We start from the raw sequence: 19,439 nt of genomic DNA on the forward strand, positions 1-19,439 counted from the left end.
TCAGCCGCGGTCCCGGGCGGCCCGGACGAGGGCGTCGAAGAGGGCCTGCTGCGCGGGGTCGTCGGCGGCGGTGTCCTCGGGATGCCACTGGACGGCCGTGAACCATCCTCGCGCACCCGGCAGGTCGAGCGCCTCCACGGTGCCGTCCACCGCCGTGGCCGCCACCGCGAGCCCCGTGCCGAGCCGGTCGACACGCTGGTGGTGGTAGCAGGACGCGTCGACCTTCTCGGCGCCCGTCGCCCGGGCCGGCTCCGACGCCGGACGCAGGGTGACGGGGTGTACGAGGTGCCGGTGCTCGCGCTCCGGGCCGCCCATGTCCTGCTCCAGGGTGCCGCCGAGGGCGACGTTGACCACCTGGAGGCCCCGGCAGATCGCCAGGAGCGGCAGGCCCAGGCCGAGCGTCTCGCGGGCGACCGCGAGGTCGAAGGCGTCCTGCACCTCGTCCACGTCGTACACGGTGTCGTGGGTGTCGGTCGCGCCGTAGCGGTGGGGAGCGAGGTCGCCGCCGCCGGGCAGCAGGACACCGTCGAAACGGGCGAGGCGGGCGGCCACGTCCTCGGCGGCGGGGTGCACGCTCACCGGCTCGCCGCCGGCCCGCCACACCGCCTCGACCAGGGCGCGGGCGTTGACCTCGGCGGCGTACCGGAGCGCGGACGTCGTCGCGGAGAAGCGGGCGGGGATCGCGATCAGCGGTCTTACGGGCGTCGTCACAGCTGGATCCAGGTGGTCTTCAGTTCGGTGTACTTCTCGATGGCGTGGGCGGACTTGTCGCGGCCGTTGCCCGACTGCTTCATGCCGCCGAAGGGCACCGTGAGGTCGCCCTCCTCGTAGCAGTTGACCCAGACGGTGCCGGCCCGCAGGGCGCGGGAGACCCGGTGCGCGGTGGAGAGGTCGGAGGTCCACAGTCCGGCGGCGAGGCCGTACTCGGTGGCGTTGGCCAGGCGCACGGCCTCGTCCAGGTCGTCGAAGGTCAGTACGGAGAGCACCGGGCCGAAGATCTCCTCCCGGGCCAGGCGCATGCCCGGGTCCACCCCGTCGAAGACGGTGGGCCGCAGATAGCTGCCGCCGGTGCCGGCCAGGGTGCGCTCGCCGCCGGCCAGCAGGCGCGCGCCCTCCTCCAGGCCGGTGCCGACATGGTCGAGGACGCGCTCCAGATGGGCCTCGCCGACCAGCGCGCCCATCTCGGTCGCCGGGTCCAGCGGGTCGCCGACCCGCAGGTCCCGGGCGCGGGCCACGATCGCCTCGGTGACGCGCTCGGCGACGGAGGAGTGCACCAGAAGCCGGGAGGGGGCGGTGCACATCTCGCCCTGGTTGAAGAAGATGCCCCAGGCCGCGGTGGCGGCCGCCTTCTCCAGGTCGGGGGCGTCGGGGAGGACGATGTTCGGCGACTTGCCGCCCAGCTCCAGCCAGACGCGCTTGAGGTTGGAGTCGGCGGCGTAGCGCAGGAAGTGGCGGCCGACCGCGGTGGAGCCGGTGAACGCCAGCACGTCCACGTCCGGGTGCAGCCCGATGGCCCGCCCGGCCACGGGGCCGTCGCCGGTGACGACGTTGAGGACGCCCGGCGGCAGTCCGGCCTCGGTGGCGATCCGGCCGAGGAGCAGCGCGGACAGGGGTGAGTTCTCCGACGGCTTCAGGACGACCGTGCAGCCGGCGGCGAGCGCCGGTGCCACCTTCCAACTGGCCAGCGTCAGCGGGAAGTTCCACGGCACGACGGCGCCGACGACACCTGCCGGCTCCCGGGTGACCAGGGCGAGGGCGTCCGGGGTGGTGTGGGGGGACTCGTCGGTGAGCTTGTCGGCCAGTTGCCCGTACCAGCGGAAGGTGTTGATCGCGGCCCGCAGCTCTGTCCCGTACGCGTCCGTGATCGGCTTGCCCATCTCCAGGCTGATGGTGAGGGCCAGCTTCTCCCGGTGTTCTTCGAGGAGTTCGGCGACGCGCAGGAGGATCCGGCCACGGTCGGCGGGCGCGAGGCGGGGCCAGGGGCCGGAGTCGAAGGCCCGGCGCGCGGCGGCCACGGCCAGGTCGACCTCGGCGGGCCGGGCGTCGGCGACCTCACGGAGGACCTGTCCGTTGCGGGGCGAGACGACCGTGAACGTGGTGCCCCCGCCCGGCTCGTCCGTACCGTCGATGTGGTGGTGGGCGGGCAGGTACAGGTCCTTGGCGCTGCGCAGGAGGTCGTCGTGGTCGAGGGCCGGCATCAGCTCTCCTCTTCCTGAATCGGGTGGGTTGCAGGTCGGATCGATGGCCCCGCCGGACCGGCGGGCCGGGGCCGTGCCGACGGGGCGGATCGATGGCCGGGGGTGCTACCGACGGGGCGGATCGGTGACGGGGAGTGGGCCGACGGCGGCACCAGGGGAGTGGTGCCGCCGTCGGCCGCGCGGCGGGAGGTCGGGGTCAGCCCGCGGCGGCGTGGTTCCGCCGGGTCAGCCGGGCCGCGACTAGCCCGAGGACCAGCACGGTCGGCACGGTCAGCTGGAGCCAGACGGCGGTGGTGAGGTCGCCGCCGATGAGCGTGGTGAAGTTCTCGATGATCAGCCAGATCGCGCCGGCGATGCCGAGGGCGCCCAGGACGGGGGCGACCAGCGTGTTCCAGGGCCGGGTGTCGGCGCGCGAGCGGCGGAAGAAGACGACCACGGACACGGAGGTCAGGAAGTAGAGGAGCATCATGGCGAGGACGGCGACCCCGCTGAACCAGGAGAAGAGGGTCAGTACCGGGTCCTTGCCGAGAAGCGCGAACGGGACGACGAGGGCCACCGAGATCACGGTCTGGACGGTGCCGGCCACCCACGGGGAGTGACGGCCGTTGAGCGCGGTCAGACCGTGCGGCAGCAGACCCTCACGGCCCAGGGAGAACAAGTAGCGGTTGGCGGAGTTGTGGAACGCCAGGATGCCCGCGAACAGCGAGGTGGCCAGCAGGATCGGCAGCACGTCGCCGGTCCACGCGCCGAACAGGTCCGTGATCGGGGCGAACACCCAGGACGTGGCGTCTCCGCTCTCCAGCGCCTTGCCCGCCTCGGCCGTCGCCCCGGACGCGCCGTGCGCGGAGACCAGCATCCATGACGTGAAGGCGAAGAAGCAGGTGACGACGGCGACCGACAGATAGGTGGCCCTGGGGACGGTCCGCTTCGGTTCCCGCGCCTCCTCGCCGTAGATGGCGGTGGCCTCGAAGCCGAACATCGACGCCACCGCGAACATCAGCGCCACACCCGGGGCGCCCTGGAGCGCCGCGTCCGGCGAGAAGCTGTCGGCGAAGCCGAGGCCCTCGGGGCCCCCGCCCTTGAAGAAGGTCACCAGGGCGAAGGCGGTGAGGATGCTGAACTCCGCGAGGACGAAGACGGCGAGCACCTTGGCGCCCATCTCGATGCCGGCGGCGCCGAGCACCTGGACGACCGCCATCGTGACCAGTGCCCAGACCCACCAGGCGATGCGCACGTCGGAGTAGTGCTCGACCAGGCCGCTCATCGTCGCGCCGTACAGCCCGTACATCGCGGCCTGGATCGCGCAGTAGGCGAAGAGGGCGACCCCGGCGCTGCCGGATCCCGTCGACCGGCCGAGCCCCTTGCCGATGTACGTGTAGAAGGCGCCGGCGTCCACGACGTGGCGGCCCATGGCGACGAAGCCTATGGAGAACAGCAGCACCACCACACCCGCCGCGACGTACGCGGCGGGGGCGCCGGCCCCGTTGCCGATGACGACGGCGATGGGCACGGCTCCGGCGATGCCGGTCAGCGGGGCCTGGGCGGAAAGGACGAAGAAGAGGATGCCCAGGACGCCGAGGGAATCGGGCTTGAGCCTGCCTGCCGGGGTGGGATCTTGCGTGCTGTGCGGGGCGACCGCCGTCTGACTGTCCATTCGGATCACCTGTCGGGACGGGGAGGGATGGAGGTTCGTTTTGAGTCAAACGAGTTGCCTTATCGTGGGCTTGAACTATCCGTTTGGCAAGGGGTTGAGGGCAAGATTTTCCAAGGGGTGGACACCTCCGGTGCACACCCCTGGTCGCCGGCCCGGAACATGGCGAGGCCCCGGACGCGACGCGTCCAGGGCCTCGGAATGCGCAGGTGGGAGCGTTACCCGCGGGCGTCCCCGGCGTTACCCGCGGGCGTCCCCGGCGTCGGCGCGGCTGTCGTCGCCGTCGGCGTCGAGGAGCCGCAGCAGGGCACGCAGCCGCTCCAGGGCGGCGTCCGTGACCTCCGGCTCGCCCAGCACGAGCTGGTGCAGCACCAGACCGTCGAGCGCGGCGAACACCAGGCGGGTCAGCGCCTGGTCCGCGCCGGTCGGCAGCATCCGGCCCAGCTCGCGCCGGGTGGCGTCGAAGTACTCGTCGTACAGTGCGCGGATCTGCGGCAGCAGCTCCGGGCTGCGGCGCGACTCCAGCAGCAGCTCGTACTGGAACGCCTGCCTCCCGGGGTCCGCCGTGACCATCTCGGACAGACCGGTGGAGAAGTCGGCGACCCTGCCCGTGCCGGGTTCGAGGGCGCTCACACTCAACGACGTGCGGATGGTGTGGGCGAGCGCCTCCTCGATCAGCGCGTCGCGCGAGCCGAAGTGGTGCACGACGAGACCGTGGGTGACCCCGGCCTCCTCCGCGACGGCCCGATAGGTGAGCTTGCGCAGTCCGCCGCGGGCCACCACCCTTACGGCGGCGTTCAGCAGGGCTTCCCGCCCCTCGCCGTAGTGCAGGCGCTTGCGTGGCTTCCGGCCCTTGGGCTCGTCGGCGGAATCGGTCATGCCGGTGACCCTACCTGTAGGGTTCCGGCCGCCCCGGGCCGCGGGCTGCGTCAGCGCCGGGGCGGGCGGATGCCGCGGAACTCCCAGTCGCCGCCGAGCGCCGTGGACAGCACCTCCTCGGACTCGGTGGGCTGCGCGCCCACGTCGGTACGGATCGGGGTCGGTCCGGTGACGATGTGGTTGGTGAGCCGTCCGAGGCCCTCCACCTCGACCTCGACGACGTCACCCGGCTTCACGGGACGGGAGTTGGCCGGCGTCCCCGACAGCAGCACGTCGCCCGGGTACAGGGTGATGGTGCGGGCGATGTCGGCGACGAGGTAGTGCATGTCCCACTGCATCTCGTCGGTCGAACCGTCCTGCACGACCTCGCCGTTGACGTACGTCCTGAGGCTCTTGCCGTGGAAGTCCCAGTCGGTGACCAGCCCCGGACCGAGCGGGCAGAGGGTGTCCGAGCCCTTCACCCGGAGCATGGAGCCCGCGTCGGTGTCACGGAAGTCGTGCAGCCCGTAGTCGTTGGCGACGGTGTAGCCGGCGATGTACTCGCCGGCCTCGGCCGGGGAGATGTTGCGCGCCGTCCTCCCGATGACGATGGCCACCTCCCCCTCGTAGTTGAGCCACTTGCAGCCCTCGGGGCGGACGATCGCGCCCCTGTGGGAGTTGAGGGCCGAGGTCGGCTTGTGGAAGTACGTGGGTGTGGCCGGGAGTTCGATCCCGAACTCGTCGACCCGGCTGCGGTGGTTGAGGTGGACGGCGATCACCTTCGACGGCACGACCGGCGGCAGATGCTGCGCGTCCTCGATCTTGACGCGGCGGCCGTCCCCGGCGACCAGTTCGTCACCGTCGACGGTGACCTGGACGGCGGCGCCGTCGAGCAGGATGCGGCGGTACTCAGGCATGGGCGGACTCCTGTGCGGGGCTGTGGGATGCGGTCCAGCCGTCGGCGGGCCGGTCGAACCAGAGGTGGACCTGACCGGTGCCGACGGAGTTCTCGTACTCGCCGTACTGCCGGGCCCTGGCCACGCACGCCCGCTCGCCGAGGGCGCCGGCCATCATCAGGTAGTGGAAGAACTTCGCCTCCGGCTTGTACTTCCAGAACTCGTCCATGGTGTCGAGGACCCGGTCGTGGCGTCCCTCCTTGAACCAGGCGATCCGCTCGTAGTCGGCCGCGCGGGCTTCCGGCGTGAAGATGTGCACCGGGTCGCTGGCCTCGTGGTCGCGCAGTTCGCGCAACGGCCAGAAGGTGTGCGAGAGGGCGCCCGAGGCGATCAGCAGCACCCGGCGGCCCGGTGTGGCCGCGATGCCGTCGGCGAGCGCCCGCCCCAGCCGCAGATGGTCCTCCATGTCGCCGGTCTGGCAGACCCCGATGGTCACCCACCGCTTGTCCGGCAGCCCCTCGCCGAGGAACTTCCACAGATTGATGGTGGCGTAGTAGATCGGCAGGTACTCGTCCTCGATCGCGGTGATCCAGGTGCCGTGCTTGTCCGCGAACTTCTCGATGTTGCGGGCGAGTTCGGGGTCGCCGGGGAAGTCGTACGGCATCCGGCACATACCGCGTGGCAGTTCCTCGGAGGTGAAGAGCCCGGCCCGCCGCTGCTGCGCGGTGACCACGAACTCGACCGTGGTCGCCCAGTGCGAGTCGAGGACCACGACGGTGTCGTAGTCGTCCCGCTCGAAGACGTCCTGGCGGAGTTGCTGGAGACCGGTGACGAGGGTGATTTCCTTGCCCTCGTTGAGCTCCAGCCGGTCCTCCTTCGGCAGCACGATGGTGGGGACGTGGGCGAGAAGGCCCGCCCCGACGATCTCACCCATGGTTCGTCCATCCGTTCGGTGCGGTCACGGTGTTCTTGACGTCGCAGTAGAAGTCGAAGCTCCAGGTGCCGCCCTCGCGGCCCACACCGGACTGGCGGGAGCCGCCGAAGGGCGCCTGGAGGTCGCGTACGAAGAAGCAGTTGACCCAGACCGTGCCCGCGACGAGCCGAGCGGTGACCCGCTCGGCGCGTGCCCGGTCGCCTGTGGCGAGGGTGGCGGCCAGCCCGAAGCGGGTGTCGTTGGCGAGCCGGACGGCCTCGTCCTCGTCGGCGAAGGTCTGGAGCGTCAGGACCGGCCCGAAGACCTCCTCCTGCACGATCTCCGAGTCCTGGGCGACATCGGTGAGCAGGGTCGGCGCGTAGTACTGCCCCTCCAGCCGGTGCCCGCCGATGACGGCCCGCGCCCCGGCCGCGAGCGCCCGCCGGACGAAGCCGTCGATCTTCTCCAGCTGCCGGGGGTGGATGTTGGGCCCGAGGTCGGTGCCCTCGTCCCGCGGATCGCCCTGCCGAAGTCCGGCGGCCTTCTCGGTGAACCGCCGCGTGAACTCTTCGGCGACCGACTCCTCGACGAGGATGCGGGTCGCGGCCAGACACACCTGCCCGGCGTTGTCGTACTGCTCCACCGCGAGGTCGACGGCGAGGTCCAGGTCGGCGTCCGCGAACACCAGCAGCGGTGACTTGCCGCCGAGTTCGAGGCTGAGCGGGGTCAGGTTGGCGGCGGCCGACTCGGCTATGCGCCTGGCCGTGGGCACCGATCCGGTGAAGCTGATCCGGCGCACGTCCGGGTGCGAGGTGAGGGCGTCGCCGATCTCGGCGCCGTAGCCCTGCACGACGTTCAGCACCCCGGCCGGCAGCCCCGCCTCGGCGGCGATGTCGGCGAGCAGGGAGGCCGTCAGCGGCGACCACTCGGCGGGCTTCAGCACCACCGTGTCGCCGGCGGCGAGCGCCGGGGCGACCTTCCACGTGGCGAGCATCAGCGGGGCGTTCCAGGGCGTGATCAGCACACAGGGGCCCGCCGGGTCCCACGACACGTGGTTCGTGTGCCCTCGCGTCTCGAAGTCCTCGTGCTCCAGCTGAAGCAGCCAGTCCGCGAAGAACCGGAAGTTGTGCGCCACCCGCGGCATCACCCCGCGCCGGTGCGACCGCAGCAGGGCTCCGTTGTCGGTGGTCTCGACGACCGCGAGCTCTTCGAGGCGCTTCTCCACGCCGTCGGCGATGGCGTGCAGGATGCGCGCCCGTTCGGTCCGTGAGGTGGCGGCCCAGGCGGGGAAGGCCGCCTTCGCGGCGGCGACGGCGGCGGCGGCCTCGGCGGGCCCACCACGAGCGATCTCGCCGAGCACGGCGCCGTCGATGGGGGAGTGGTCGGTGAAGGTGTCGGTGGAGGCGACCCGCGAGCCGCCGATCCAGTGCCGGGTGTCGACGGAGACTCCGCCGACGATGATCTTGTCAGACATGAGAAGGGGTGTCCTTTTCAGCGAAGGGGAAGTGCGTCGGCCCCAGAGGCGCGGGACGTATCGACAAGCGGCTCCGCCGCGGGGGCGCGACCAGCTCGAACCACCCGGGGCGGCCCGCCGTCCTCACTCGGCGACGGCTCCCGACGTCCCGGACTCCAGCAGCCGCCCCCCGTCCCACACCACGCCGACCTGGCGGTAGTACGCGGCGATCGGCTCCTCCACCGTCAGCCGCGCCAACTCCTCCGTCGGCGCCTCGAACAGCTCCAGCTCCGCGTCACCGACCCACGGCTGCCCGCCCTCGAAGGAGGCCGCGCCGGACTCGATCAGCTCGTCCAGCGCCAGGCCCTTCCCCTTCTCGATCGACGGCAGCCACCGGTGGTGGGCCATGGGATGGCCGTTGACGAATCCGTTCGTCTCCGAGGGCTCCCGCAACGTCACCACCGTCTGCGCCAACCTCCGGTCCGCCGCGGCGAGCGTCGCCCCGAAGCGGGCCCCCGCCTCGATCCGCGGAGCGGGCCCGTACGGGTGGGGCCGCGTCTGGTGGATGGACCCGAGCTTCTTCGGGTAGCCCTGGTGGAGCCCGCGGGCGATCGCGAAATCCTTGTCGACCCAGATGTACACGCACCGCGAGTACGTCCGCCCCCGGTACTTGCACCGGACGACCGCGAAGGCCTCCTTGTACTGGGAGAGCACCGGGTCGAGCAGCTCCGCGCCGGACGCCGAGCACGACTGCCAGTCGGCCCAGATCAGTGCCACCGCGCCGGGGTCCTCGTCGGCCGGTTCCAGCGGTGCGGGCAGCAGTTCGCGCACCCGCGCGGGATCCGTGCGGTACTCGACGGTGAGCAGGTCGCCCGAGTAACGCCAGGGCGAGGACGGGATCAGCGACGAGGAGCCCGTCGCCGTCTTGGGGTGGAAGAATCCACGGACGGTGGTCATGGTCAGGCGGTTCCTTACGCGGTGAGGGCGGGCTGCTTGAGCAGTTCGGCGCGGTGGCGGGCGGCGGCGGAGGCGATGGCCGGCCCGCCGAGCGCCACGACTCCGACCAGCCGGTCGTCGTGGTGGTAGCCGACCAGGACGTCGTCGGCCGGGTCGCCGTCCAGGACCCGTACGTCGTCCTTGCCGAGGACAGGGGCACCGAAGGACTGGAGCCGGAAGTCGTGCTGGTCGCTCCAGAAGGTGGGCAGCGGAGCGAAGGGCGCCGGCTCGGCGCCGGTGAGCACCTTGGCCGCGTGCTTGGCGGTGTCCGTGGGGATGCACCAGTGCTCGACCCGGCGCGGTACGCCGTCGTAGCGGGCGTTGGGGAAACGCGCCACGTCCCCCACCGCGACCACGTCCGGACGTCCGCCGACCCGTAGCTGCCCGTCGGTGAGCACCCCGTCGGTCAGGTCGAGGCCGTTGCCGTCCAGCCACTCGGTGTTCGCCAGGGAGCCGACCGACTCCACCACCACATCGGCGGGCAGCACGGTTCCGTCGTCGAGCACCACGCCGGTCACGCGGTCCTCGCCCTCGAAGCCGGCGACCCCGGTGCCGAGGGCGAAGCGCACCCCGCGCTCCTCGTGCCGGGCGAGCAGCGCGCGGCCGAGCAGTTCGCCGAGCGGGCCGACCATGGGCAGCGGCAGTGGATCGACGACGGTCACCTCGGTGACACCGAGGCCCACGGCGGTGGCCGCCACCTCGCAGCCGATGAACCCGGCGCCGACGACGACCAGCCGGGCACCGGGCCGGGTGAGCTCCGCCCGCAGGCCCTGCGCGTCGGCGAGGGTGCGGACCGTGTGACGGCCGGCGAGGGGGCCGGGGCAGCGCAGCCGCCGGGGCCGCATCCCGGTGGCGACCACCAGCCCGTCGTACGACAGCTCCGAGCCGTCGTCGAGGACCACGGTCCGTTCGGTGAGGCGGGACGCCACGACCTTGGTGCCGAGGCGCCACTCGGCGTCGGCCACGCTCGCGCGCGGACGGAAGGCGAGGGACTCGAAGGGCGCCTTGCCTGCCAGCACCTCCTTGGAGAGCGGCGGCCGGTTGTAGGGCATGTGGGGCTCGTCTCCGACGAGCGTGATCGCCCCGGTGAAGCCGGCCGCGCGCAGTTGCTCGGCGGCGCGCAGACCGGCCATGGAGGCGCCGGCGACGACGACGCGTGCGCTGGTGGAAGCCATGGTCAGGCCTCGATCCGGATGGCCTGGAGCGGACAGACGTCGGCGGCTTCCTCGACCTCGTCGAGCAACGCGTCGTCGGGGTCGCTGACGTAGGCGAGCCGCCCGTTCGCGTCCAGCTGGAAGACCTCGGGGGCGGCGAAAACGCACTGGCCGTGGTCCTGGCACTTGTTCATGTCGACGACGACCTTCATGGCCGGTCCTCCTCGGGTCATTTGACTCCAAACAACATAGGAAGCTGCGCACCCCTGGTCAATACCTGTCCAGGTGGATAATTTTTTGTCCTCGACCCCTTGCGGGGTGGGGGGGCCGTTCATATCGTTTGGGCTCAAATCATTTACCGGCCGCCGAGGAGACAACGGTGAGCGCATCCCCAACACCGGACGCCCGTCAGTACCAGGAGCGGCTCGCCGCCGAGGGCATCGACGTGGTCCGCGTGACCTATCCCGATCTCATCGGCACCGACCGCGCCCGGGACGTTCTGCTCGACAGCCTCCCCGCGGCCTGCGCACACGGACTCACCTTCTGCCGCGCCGTCTACCACACCTCGCCCCAGGGGGACGTCGTCCCGGTGCCCGGAGGCCTCGACGCGGGACTGCCCGACATCCATGTGCGACCGGACCTCGACACCCTGGTTCCCCTGCCCTGGGAACCGGGCGTGGCCGTCTGTCTCGGGGAGACCGTCGACCCGGCCACCGGGTCACCCGCGCCCGAGTCCCCCCGCGACCTGCTGCGCACCGTGCTCGCCCGCTGCGCCGAACAGGGTCTGACCCCGATCGTCGGACCCGAGCTGGAGTACTTCCTGTGCGACGAGGACCCGGCGTCCCCGAGCGGCTGGAAGCGCTACTCGGGCGCCGCCGGAGTCGTCTACACCGCGGGCCTGCGCGCCGACCCCGACAACCATCTGTTGCGCACCCTGCGCCACCTCCGCGACCTGCGGATCGGGGCCACCAACGGCAACCACGAGTTCGACGGCGGACAGTTCGAGATCAACCTCGACCACTCCGGGGCGCTGTCGGCCGCCGACCGGTCCTTCCGCTTCAAGGCCGCCGTCAAGGAACTCGCCCGCAGGGAGGGCCGGCTCGCGACCTTCATGGCCAAGCCGTTCAACGACGCGGGCGGCTCCGGCTTCCACCTCCACATGTCCTGCGACGACGAGCACGGGAAGAACGCCTTCGGCGATCCGTCCGGCGCCCACGGCCTCTCCGCCACCGCCCGGCACGCCATCGCCGGCGTTCTTGCCCACGCCCCCGCCCTCGCGGCCCTGGCCAACCCCACGGTCAACTCCTACAAGCGCTTCGGCCCCGACACCCTGGCGCCCTGGCTGATCGACTGGGGGCTCGACAACCGCAGCGCCATGGTCCGCATCCCGCCCGAGCGCGGCTCCGGCGCCCGGCTCGAACTGCGGCTCGGCGACGCCAGCGCCAACCCGTACCTGCTGATCGCCGGCACCATCGCGGCCGCCCTCCTCGGGGTCCGGGCGGGCGAGGAGCCCCCCGCCCCGCTGGAGGGCTACGGCTACGACACCGCCCGGTCGGCCGTCCTGCCCATGAGTCTGTCCGACGCCCTCGACGCGCTGGAGGCGGACACCGCCCTCACCGAGGTGCTCGGCAAGGACTTCACCACCTCCTACCTCGGCTACAAGCGGAACGAGGTCGAACGCTTCCACCGGCACGTCACCGACTGGGAGTTCACCGAGTACGCCTACCACCTGTGACGTCCAGGAGAACCAAGAACATGACCACTTCCGCCCACCTCCCCACCGTCCGCGAGGCCATGCAGGAGCCCCTGCCGCTGGCCGACGTGGACCTCGCCGACCTCGACAACTTCACCGACGGCATCACCCCCTGGCGCATGTTCCACACCCTGCGCCACGAGGACCCGGTGCACTGGCAGCCCGAGCAGGCCCCCAACTCCGGCTTCTGGGCGATCACGCGGCACGCCGACATCGCCCGCGTCGACCGGGACGCCGAGACCTTCACCTCGATGCGGTTCGTCAACCTGGAGGAGGTCGACGACGACCAGATCAAGACCCGGGCCTCCATCCTGGAGATGGACGGCGTACGCCACCGGGCACTGCGCAGCGTGATCCAACGGCAGTTCGGCGCGAGCGTGATCAACGGCTACACCGACTTCCTGCGCGGTCTGACCGCCACCACGCTGGACGCGGCCCTGGCGAAGGGCACCTTCGACTTCGTCGCCGACGTCTCCGCCGACTTCCCCATCAACGTCCTCGCCCGGCTGCTGGACGTGCCGCCGGAGGACAACCAGAAGCTCATCGACTGGGGCAACCGCATCATCGGCAACACCGACCCCGACTACGCGGACGTCCTGCTGCACAGCGAGGAGAGCGAGAAGTACCGGCACCTGCCGTTCCGCTCGCCCGCCTCGGTGGAGGTCTTCGAGTACGGCCGTGAACTGGCCCGGCAGCGGCGCGGCGGGGACGGTACCGACCTGGTCTCACGCCTGGTCAACACGACCCCGCGCGACGGGGTGCCGCTCTCCGCGCAGGACTTCGACAACTACTTCCTGCTGCTGGTCGTGGCCGGCAACGAGACCACCCGCCACACCATCTCCCACTCCATGCTGGCCCTGCTCCAGCACCCCGAGCAGCTCGCCCGCCTCCAGGAGGACCCGTCCCTGATCCCGGTCGCGGTCGAGGAGTTCCTGCGCTGGGCGTCGCCCGTCTACCACTTCCGCCGCACCGCGACCCGGGACGTGGAACTGGGCGGCAAGCACATCAAGGAGGGCGACAAGGTCGTCATGTGGTTCGCCTCCGGCAACCGTGACGAGGAGGTCTTCGGCAACCCGTACGACTTCGACGTGGCCCGGCAGAACAACGACCACGTCACCTTCGGCAAGGGCAGCCCCCACCTGTGCCTGGGCAATCTGCTGGCGCGCACCGAGATCCGCATCATGTTCGAGGAGCTGATCCCGAGGCTCGCGGACATCCGGCTCGCCGGTGATGTCCCGCGCGTGCGGTCCAACTTCGTCAACGGCATCAAGAAGCTGCCGGTCGAGGTGACCCTCGCCTGACGGTCAGGGACGGTCGTCCTGTGCCGGGAGCGGAGATGCCCCCCCGCTCGACGAGCTGGGGGAGTGCCGGGTGCAAGCCCTCGTACGGGACGTACTCGGGCGTGCACCCGGTGCGGCGAGTGGGGGTACCTCCCACGCCGTCAGGGCAGTGGGGGAGCATGCCGGACGTCGCGACGGGACGAACGCTGCCCAGTCGGGGCACTGGCGGGAGCGCGCAGGCGCCGGTGAACCGCCCCCGCCCAGGGGGGTGTTGTGAAAGTCCCGCACAGCACCCACGGCGCCCGGCACGCACCCTCGCCGCACCGGCCAAAGACCCACGTAGCGCCGTTACGAGGGCCTTCGTCCGGCACGCCGAGGCCACGCACCGGACACCGCGGGCACCGCACTGGACTTTTACAACACCCCCCTAGCCGGACTTCCAGCCCGGGATCGTCGGAAGCACCTTCTCGGCGATGCGGAACAGTGCCGCGTCGTCCGGCGGCAGCAGGTCCTCGCGCCAGATGACCAGGTCATAGGAGTCACCCTTGTCCTTGAGGTCGCCCGCCACCAGCAGATGGCGGGCGACACCGCCGGGGCCCGACTTCGCGTCGCCGCCGTCGAGGCGGAAGGAGATGGCGATGGTCTGGCCCGAGTAGAGCACCGCCGGGTGCCCCAGGACCGTCTTGGACCGGGCCCCGTCGCCCAGGTAGCCGATCGACTCCGCGACCGGGAGATCGTCGTAGGACGCCGAGATCTGTACGGTGTGGGACTCCAGTTCGACCTTGGCCTCGGGGGTGACGGTCTTGGTGCCCCCGGCCCAACGGGACTCGCTCTCGCCGCCCGAGGCGATCACCGCCTCCTCGAGCGGTGTGCCGATGAGCTTCGGGAGGTCCTTGCGGTTCAGCGCGGTGCACAGCTGTGCCCCGGAGACCCGCTTCTTCGATGCCGGAGAGGCGTCGTCCGAGGTCGAGCAGGTGGCCGGTCCGCTACTCGTGGCCGTCCCCTCGAAGGCGTCCTGCAGCCACAGGCCACCGGCCACCACCCCGAACAGGACGAACGCCAGTATCGCCTGGCCCCACGCCACCGTGTCCTTCCCGGACTCCCCTTGACGGTCGTTCATGTCCCCCACCCCGATGTCCCCCACCCCGATGTGCGCGCCCCGTGCGCGCCGGGGGAGCTTAACGGGTGGTCGTTCGGCGCGGAAACGATATTGCGATCATGTGATCGTCGGGTTCGAGGTGAAGGGCATCCACCGACGGGTGGATCCCCGGCAACCCGGCCCGGCCGTGACCCACCGCCCGGCCCGCGGCCGTACGGCCACGTCATCTCCCGTCGAGCGAAGGACCCGAATGACCCAGCAGAGCTCCCTCGGTGTCGCCGTCATCGGCACCGGCCGGATGGGCGCCGACCATGTGCGCCGGATCACCGAGGTCACCAGCGGCGCCCATGTCACCGCCGTCGTCGACCCCGACACCGAGCGGGCCGAGACGATCGCCGCCGGCATCGAGGGCTGCACGGCCTTCGCCGACACCGCCGAGGCGCTGGCCTTGCCGGGCGTCGACGCCGTGCTCGTCGCCTCACCGGGCCCGGCCCACGAGGCCGCCCTGCTCACCGCCTTCGCACACGACCTGCCCGTCCTGTGCGAGAAGCCCCTCACTCCGGACGCCGCCTCCGCGCTCCGCCTGCTGGAGGCGGAACAACGGCTCGGCCACCGCAGGGTGCAGGTGGGCTTCATGCGCCGCTACGACCGCGAGTACGTCAGGCTCAAGGCCCTGCTGGACAGCGGGGAACTCGGCCGGCCCCTGATGCTGCACAACCGGCACCGCAACCCCGAGAACCCGCCCGGCTTCACCAGCGCCATGGCCATCAACGACTCCGTGGCCCACGAGATGGACATCACCCGCTGGCTGCTCGGCCAGGAGATCACCGCCGTCACCGTGCTGCGTCCCCGGCCGTCCGGGAACGCCCCCGGGGGCCTGGCCGACCCCCAGTTCGTCGTCCTCGAGACCGACGGCGGCGCACTCTCCGACGTCGAGATCTACCTCAACGCCCGTTACGGCTACCAGGTTCAGGCCGAGGCCGTCTGCGAGCACGGCACGGCGCGCATCGGCGACGGCCACGACCTGCTGGTCACCGCCGCGGGACGCTGGGGCGGCACGGTCACCCCCGGCTACCTGGAGCGCTTCGAGGACGCCTACGACCGCGAGGTACAGGCCTGGGTCGACGCCACCCGACGAGGCGAGGTCACCGGACCCGGCACCTGGGACGGGTACGCCGTCGCCGCGATCTGCGAAGCGGCCGTCCGCTCCCAGACCGAGGGCGGCCGCGTCGAAGTGCGCCTCGTCGACCGCCCCGACTTCCACGGTGCCTGATCTCCGCACCCGCTGACCAGGCCCGGAGGTGGGCTCGCCGCAGGTGATCGGAACATCGGCGCATTCCGTCCGGTGGGCATGCTCAGTTCAAGCGAGTTCAAGGGCGAGTTCAAGGGCGTTCGAGGCGCCCCGGCTGGAGGGCTGAGGCTCATGGGAATCGGGGACCGGAAGCAGGCGCGACCTCTGGAGGGGAAGACCGCGCTGATCACCGGCGCGGGCACCGGGATCGGCCGGGAGACGGCGCTGCTGCTCGCCGAGGGGGGCGCGACCGTCGTCCTCGTCGGACGGCGCCGGCATGTGCTGGACGAGGTCGCCGCCGTCGTCGGGCGAGCCGGCGGTACGGCCTTCATCCGCCCCACACACATCGAGCACGCCGAGGAGGTACGCGCTCTCGTCGCCTGGGCCAGGAACGCGGCCGGGCCCGTCGACATCCTTGTCAACAACGCGGGCGGCGCCGGCAGCGTCGTCGACGTCCGATACACCGGCGAGGACGAGTGGAACGCCGTCATGGGCGTCAACCTCACCGCGGTCTATCTGCTCACCCAGGCCGTCCTGCCGGACATGCTGGAGCGCGGCGGCGGCTCGATCGTCACGATCTCCTCCCTGGCCGCGATCCGGCCCACCCTCCTCGGCGGCGCCCCCAACGGCGCCGCGAAGGCCGGCGTGCGGAACTTCATGGCGTACCTGCGCAACAGCTACCGCGACGACGGCGTCCGGGCGACCTGCATCCTGCCCGGAGCGGTCGACACACCGGTCCTGGACACCCGCGCCGTACCACCGAGCCCGGAGCAGCGGGCGGCCATGGTGCGGCCCGAGGACGTGGCGCGCGCCGTGCTGCTGTGCGTCTCGCTCCCCGAGCGGACGCTGATCGAGGAGCTGGTCATCGCGCCCACCGTGCAGTGGGACCGGTCCGCGCAGACCGGGACCGGCCGCCGGGCCGGGGCGCCCGAGGAGGACCCGCCGGACACCTGAGCGGCACCGGACCGGTGGGGGACGGGATCACAGGCTCGTCAGCACCTGCGGAGACATGGTTTTGATCATGGTGTTGGTCCAGCGCATCTGGCGCAACGTCCGCGGGTGGCAGGCGGAGGCCAGCGAGAGCAGCGCCGGGTCCTTCGCCGCCTGGGCGACCTGGGCCAACATCTCCCAGTGCAGGGAGTTCGCCGTGGCGCTCAGGTGGAGTTCGCGCAGGTCCCGCAGGAGCAGCAGTCCGGGATCGAGGACGTCGGCCGTGACCATGGCCGACCGCTTCCCGTGCGGGGTGAACACCTCGTGGGACGCGTCGTCCGCCTCCGGTGGGCCGGTGAGGTCCACATCGCGGTCGGCGGCGGTGGCGGCGATCCGCCGGACGTGCTCGCGGGACCAGGCGGCGAGATCGGTGGCGACATGACGGATCTCGTGCTCGGCGCGGTGCCGGTCGGCGATCAGCGCGAGTTCTCCGGCGAGGTTTCCCTCGCCCCGGTGGAGCGCGCGCAGGGCGAGGGTGATGCCGTCGTTCACCGTGCGCCTCCCTCACGGTCGAGGGCGGTCAGCGCGGCGGCGGCCGTCTTGAACAGCGGCTGCTTGGACGCCGGATCCCAGTCCGTGATCGTCGTCTCGTTCGCCGCGCGCGGCGGGGTCTTCTCGCTGGGCCCCGACCCCGAGGGCGTGTCCCAGTAGCCGTAGTGGAAGGGCACGAACAGCACACCGGGCCGCATGTCCGACAGCCGCAGCCGCGCCTGGAGGCTGCCGCGCGGGGTGGAGACCTCGACCGGGTCGCCCTCCCCGAGCCCGAGCCGCCCCGCGTCCTCGGCCGCGATCTCCACCCACACCTCGGGCGCCGCGGCGTTCAGCTGAGGCGTCCGGCCCGTCTTGGTACGGGTGTGGAAGTGGTACAGCGTGCGGCCCGTGGTGAGCTGGAACGGGTACTCCTGGTCGGGTGCCTCGTGCGGGGCCACGTACTCGGCGGCCTTGAGCACGGCCTTGCCGTCCGGGTTCAGCGAGCGGTACTCCACGACGTCGGCGGTGGCGCCCGTGACCAGGTCCTTGCCGTAGGACTCGCAGACATCCGGGTGCGCCCAGTCGAAGCCGTCGCCGTAGAGCCGTGGTGTGCCCCGGGGGTTCCGCTCGTCGCAGGGCCACTGGATGCCGCTGCCGCCGCGCAGCCGGTCGTAGGACAGTCCGGTGTAGTCGCACGGGCGGCCCGCGCTGCACCGTTTCCACGCCTCGAACGCCGACTCGGGGTCGTGCCAGGTGATCAGTGGCCCGCCGTCCTTGTCGCGGAAGTCCATCCGGGCCGCGTAGTCGAGGAAGATCTCCAGATCGGGCCTGGCCTCGCCGGGTGGCTCGACCGCCTTGTCGGACAGGTGCACGGTGCGGTCGGCGTTGGTGAACGTGCCCGTCTTCTCGCCCCAGGTCGCCGCCGGCAGCACCACGTCGGCCAGCTGGGCGGTCTCCGTGAGGAACAGATCCTGGACGACGACGAACAGCTCCTCCCGCGCCAGGATGGAGCGGATACGGGCCAGCTCGGGCAGGGAGACGGCCGGATTGGTGCCGCTGATCCACAGCATGCGGATCGAGCCCTGCTCGGCGTGGCGGAAGATCTGCATGGCGTGGGTGGGCGGCGCGTAGTGCGGGATGGTCTCCGGCTCGACGTTCCACACCCGCGCGAGGTCGGCCACATGCTCGTCGTTCTGCCAGTTGCGGAAGCCCGGGAGGTCGCCGTCGGCTCCGCACTCGCGGGTGTTCTGGGCGGTGGGCTGCCCGTTCATCTGGAGTACCCCGGCGCCCGGCCGGCCGATCATGCCCCGGATCAGCTGAAGGTTGTTGATCTGCACGGCGGCGGCCGTCGCCTGGTGCGACTGGTACACCCCCTGGAGCACGGTCGACAGCAGCCGTTCGGCGCCGCCGAGCACCTCGGCCGCCTCACCGATCCGCGCCGCGGGCACGTCGCAGATGCCGGCCGCCCACACGGGGGTGCAGTCCGCGACCCGCTCGGCCAGCTCCTCGAAGCCGACCGTACGGGCCTCGATGAAGTCACGGTCGACGCGGTCGCACCGGATCGTCTCGTGCAGCAACGCGTTCAGCAGCGCCACATTGGTGCCGAGGCGTGGCGCGAGGTGCACGGTCGCGTGCCGGGCCACCTCGGTGCGCCGGGGGTCGACGCACACCAGCCGTGGCGGGTCGGAACCGGCCAGGCGGTCCAGAATCCGCATCCACTGCACGGGCTGGGTGGCGGCGATGTCGTGGCCGTACAGGGCGATCACATCGGCGTGGTCGAAGTCGTCGAAGGTGCCCGGCTGGCCGTCGCAGCCGAAGGACTGCTTCAGGGACTCGGCCGCCGTGGACGTGCACAGCCGGGTGTTTCCGTCGAGGTGGTTGGTGCCGATGCCGGCCCGGGCGAGCACCGCGAGCGTGTAGTACTCCTCCAGGAACAGCTGGCCGGTGGTGTAGAACCCGACGGAGCCGGGCCCGTGCGTGTCGAGCAGCCGCCGTGAGCGGTTCACCAGCCGGTCCATCGCCGTCGCCCAGTCGGTCTCGACGAGTTTCCCGGCCTCCCGGACCAGGGGCCTGGTCAGCCGGTCCGGCGAGGCGTTCGCCTGCCAGCCGAAGAGGTCCTTGGGTTCCAGCCGGCCGCGGTTGACCCGGTCGGCGGCCCTGCCCCGTACCCCGACGATCCGGTCGTCGAGGACGGCGATGTCCATGGCGTCGCCCCCGGAGTCCAGCAGCGACGCCGTCTGCACCCACCGCGCCACCGTCTCGGGTCGTACGCCGTCGGCGAGGCAGCTGTCCACGCGGGTGGGCCACTGCTCGGCACGGCCGTACGGGGTCCGCTCTCCCCAGGGTCGTTCGACTCGGCCGAGCGATGACTCCATCTCTGCCTCCCGGCGACTGATCACCGCCGGGTACCCCCGAGCCCCGGCGGATAAGCCACCG

Annotated in this window: 17 protein-coding genes; 4 read left to right on the forward strand and 13 right to left on the reverse strand. The window is 71.6% G+C overall.

Annotated features, from left to right (window positions below; translation table 11 throughout):
• The 10 genes from ACZ43N_RS20125 to ACZ43N_RS20170 all read right to left on the reverse strand — a co-directional run bounded on the left by ACZ43N_RS20125 (position 1) and on the right by ACZ43N_RS20170 (position 10,331).
• A complete protein-coding gene (locus ACZ43N_RS20125) occupies positions 1-711 on the reverse strand; it encodes a gamma-glutamyl-gamma-aminobutyrate hydrolase family protein (RefSeq protein ID WP_468099083.1) in 711 nt (236 codons plus the stop codon).
• Positions 708-2,198: an aldehyde dehydrogenase gene (locus ACZ43N_RS20130; RefSeq protein WP_468099084.1), complete on the reverse strand. Its 1,491-nt coding sequence runs from the start codon at positions 2,196-2,198 to the stop codon at positions 708-710. The genes ACZ43N_RS20125 and ACZ43N_RS20130 overlap by 4 nt, the downstream gene beginning before the upstream one ends.
• Positions 2,199-2,394: 196 nt before the next feature.
• A complete protein-coding gene (locus ACZ43N_RS20135) occupies positions 2,395-3,852 on the reverse strand; it encodes an APC family permease (protein WP_468099085.1) in 1,458 nt (485 codons plus the stop codon).
• 237 nt (positions 3,853-4,089) lie between these two features.
• On the reverse strand, positions 4,090-4,728 hold the full coding sequence (locus tag ACZ43N_RS20140) for a TetR/AcrR family transcriptional regulator (protein ID WP_468099086.1): 639 nt from the start codon (positions 4,726-4,728) through the stop codon (positions 4,090-4,092).
• A 50-nt stretch (positions 4,729-4,778) separates the two neighbouring features.
• Positions 4,779-5,624 (reverse strand): fumarylacetoacetate hydrolase family protein, encoded by an 846-nt coding sequence (locus tag ACZ43N_RS20145; RefSeq protein ID WP_468099087.1) that lies wholly within the window; start codon positions 5,622-5,624, stop codon positions 4,779-4,781.
• The gene (locus ACZ43N_RS20150) at positions 5,617-6,537 is read right to left on the reverse strand and encodes a 3,4-dihydroxyphenylacetate 2,3-dioxygenase (protein ID WP_468099088.1); all 921 of its coding nucleotides are present in this window, start codon (positions 6,535-6,537) and stop codon (positions 5,617-5,619) included. Before ACZ43N_RS20150 ends, ACZ43N_RS20145 begins: the two co-directional genes overlap by 8 nt.
• On the reverse strand, positions 6,530-7,990 hold the full coding sequence (locus ACZ43N_RS20155) for an aldehyde dehydrogenase (RefSeq protein ID WP_468099089.1): 1,461 nt from the start codon (positions 7,988-7,990) through the stop codon (positions 6,530-6,532). Before ACZ43N_RS20155 ends, ACZ43N_RS20150 begins: the two co-directional genes overlap by 8 nt.
• Positions 7,991-8,113: 123 nt before the next feature.
• Entirely contained in the window at positions 8,114-8,926 is an 813-nt protein-coding gene (locus ACZ43N_RS20160; RefSeq protein WP_468099090.1) for an acetoacetate decarboxylase family protein, read from the reverse strand.
• Positions 8,927-8,940: 14 nt separating this feature from the next.
• Positions 8,941-10,140 (reverse strand): NAD(P)/FAD-dependent oxidoreductase, encoded by a 1,200-nt coding sequence (locus ACZ43N_RS20165; RefSeq protein WP_468099091.1) that lies wholly within the window; start codon positions 10,138-10,140, stop codon positions 8,941-8,943.
• A gap of 2 nt (positions 10,141-10,142) precedes the next feature.
• Positions 10,143-10,331 (reverse strand): ferredoxin, encoded by a 189-nt coding sequence (locus tag ACZ43N_RS20170; protein ID WP_055512415.1) that lies wholly within the window; start codon positions 10,329-10,331, stop codon positions 10,143-10,145.
• 167 nt (positions 10,332-10,498) lie between these two features.
• Between ACZ43N_RS20170 and ACZ43N_RS20175 the strand changes: the two genes are divergently transcribed.
• Positions 10,499-11,854 (forward strand): glutamine synthetase family protein, encoded by a 1,356-nt coding sequence (locus ACZ43N_RS20175; protein WP_468099092.1) that lies wholly within the window; start codon positions 10,499-10,501, stop codon positions 11,852-11,854.
• Positions 11,855-11,874: 20 nt separating this feature from the next.
• Complete coding sequence (locus ACZ43N_RS20180; protein ID WP_468099093.1) at positions 11,875-13,173, forward strand: cytochrome P450; 1,299 nt, start codon at positions 11,875-11,877, stop codon at positions 13,171-13,173.
• 406 nt (positions 13,174-13,579) lie between these two features.
• Here the strand turns inward: ACZ43N_RS20180 and ACZ43N_RS20185 are convergent, their stop codons facing one another.
• On the reverse strand, positions 13,580-14,272 hold the full coding sequence (locus tag ACZ43N_RS20185; protein ID WP_468099095.1) for a DUF6215 domain-containing protein: 693 nt from the start codon (positions 14,270-14,272) through the stop codon (positions 13,580-13,582).
• A gap of 229 nt (positions 14,273-14,501) precedes the next feature.
• Here ACZ43N_RS20185 and ACZ43N_RS20190 point away from each other — a divergent pair, with 229 nt between their 5' ends.
• Together ACZ43N_RS20190 and ACZ43N_RS20195 are read left to right on the forward strand one after the other, a co-directional pair.
• A complete protein-coding gene (locus ACZ43N_RS20190) occupies positions 14,502-15,524 on the forward strand; it encodes a Gfo/Idh/MocA family protein (protein WP_468099097.1) in 1,023 nt (340 codons plus the stop codon).
• Between the two features lie 150 nt (positions 15,525-15,674).
• Positions 15,675-16,496, forward strand: a complete 822-nt coding sequence (locus tag ACZ43N_RS20195) for an SDR family oxidoreductase (RefSeq protein WP_468099099.1) — start codon at positions 15,675-15,677, stop codon at positions 16,494-16,496.
• 27 nt (positions 16,497-16,523) lie between these two features.
• Here ACZ43N_RS20195 and ACZ43N_RS20200 read toward each other — a convergent pair whose 3' ends face one another.
• Both ACZ43N_RS20200 and ACZ43N_RS20205 read right to left on the reverse strand, forming a co-directional pair.
• A complete protein-coding gene (locus ACZ43N_RS20200) occupies positions 16,524-17,024 on the reverse strand; it encodes a hypothetical protein (protein WP_468099100.1) in 501 nt (166 codons plus the stop codon).
• Positions 17,021-19,378 carry a molybdopterin oxidoreductase family protein gene (locus ACZ43N_RS20205; RefSeq protein ID WP_468099102.1) on the reverse strand — a complete coding sequence of 786 codons (2,358 nt, stop codon included), beginning with the start codon at positions 19,376-19,378 and terminating at the stop codon, positions 17,021-17,023. Before ACZ43N_RS20205 ends, ACZ43N_RS20200 begins: the two co-directional genes overlap by 4 nt.
• Positions 19,379-19,439: the final 61 nt, after the last annotated feature.

Source organism: Streptomyces sp. NPDC030814 (assembly GCF_055572155.1).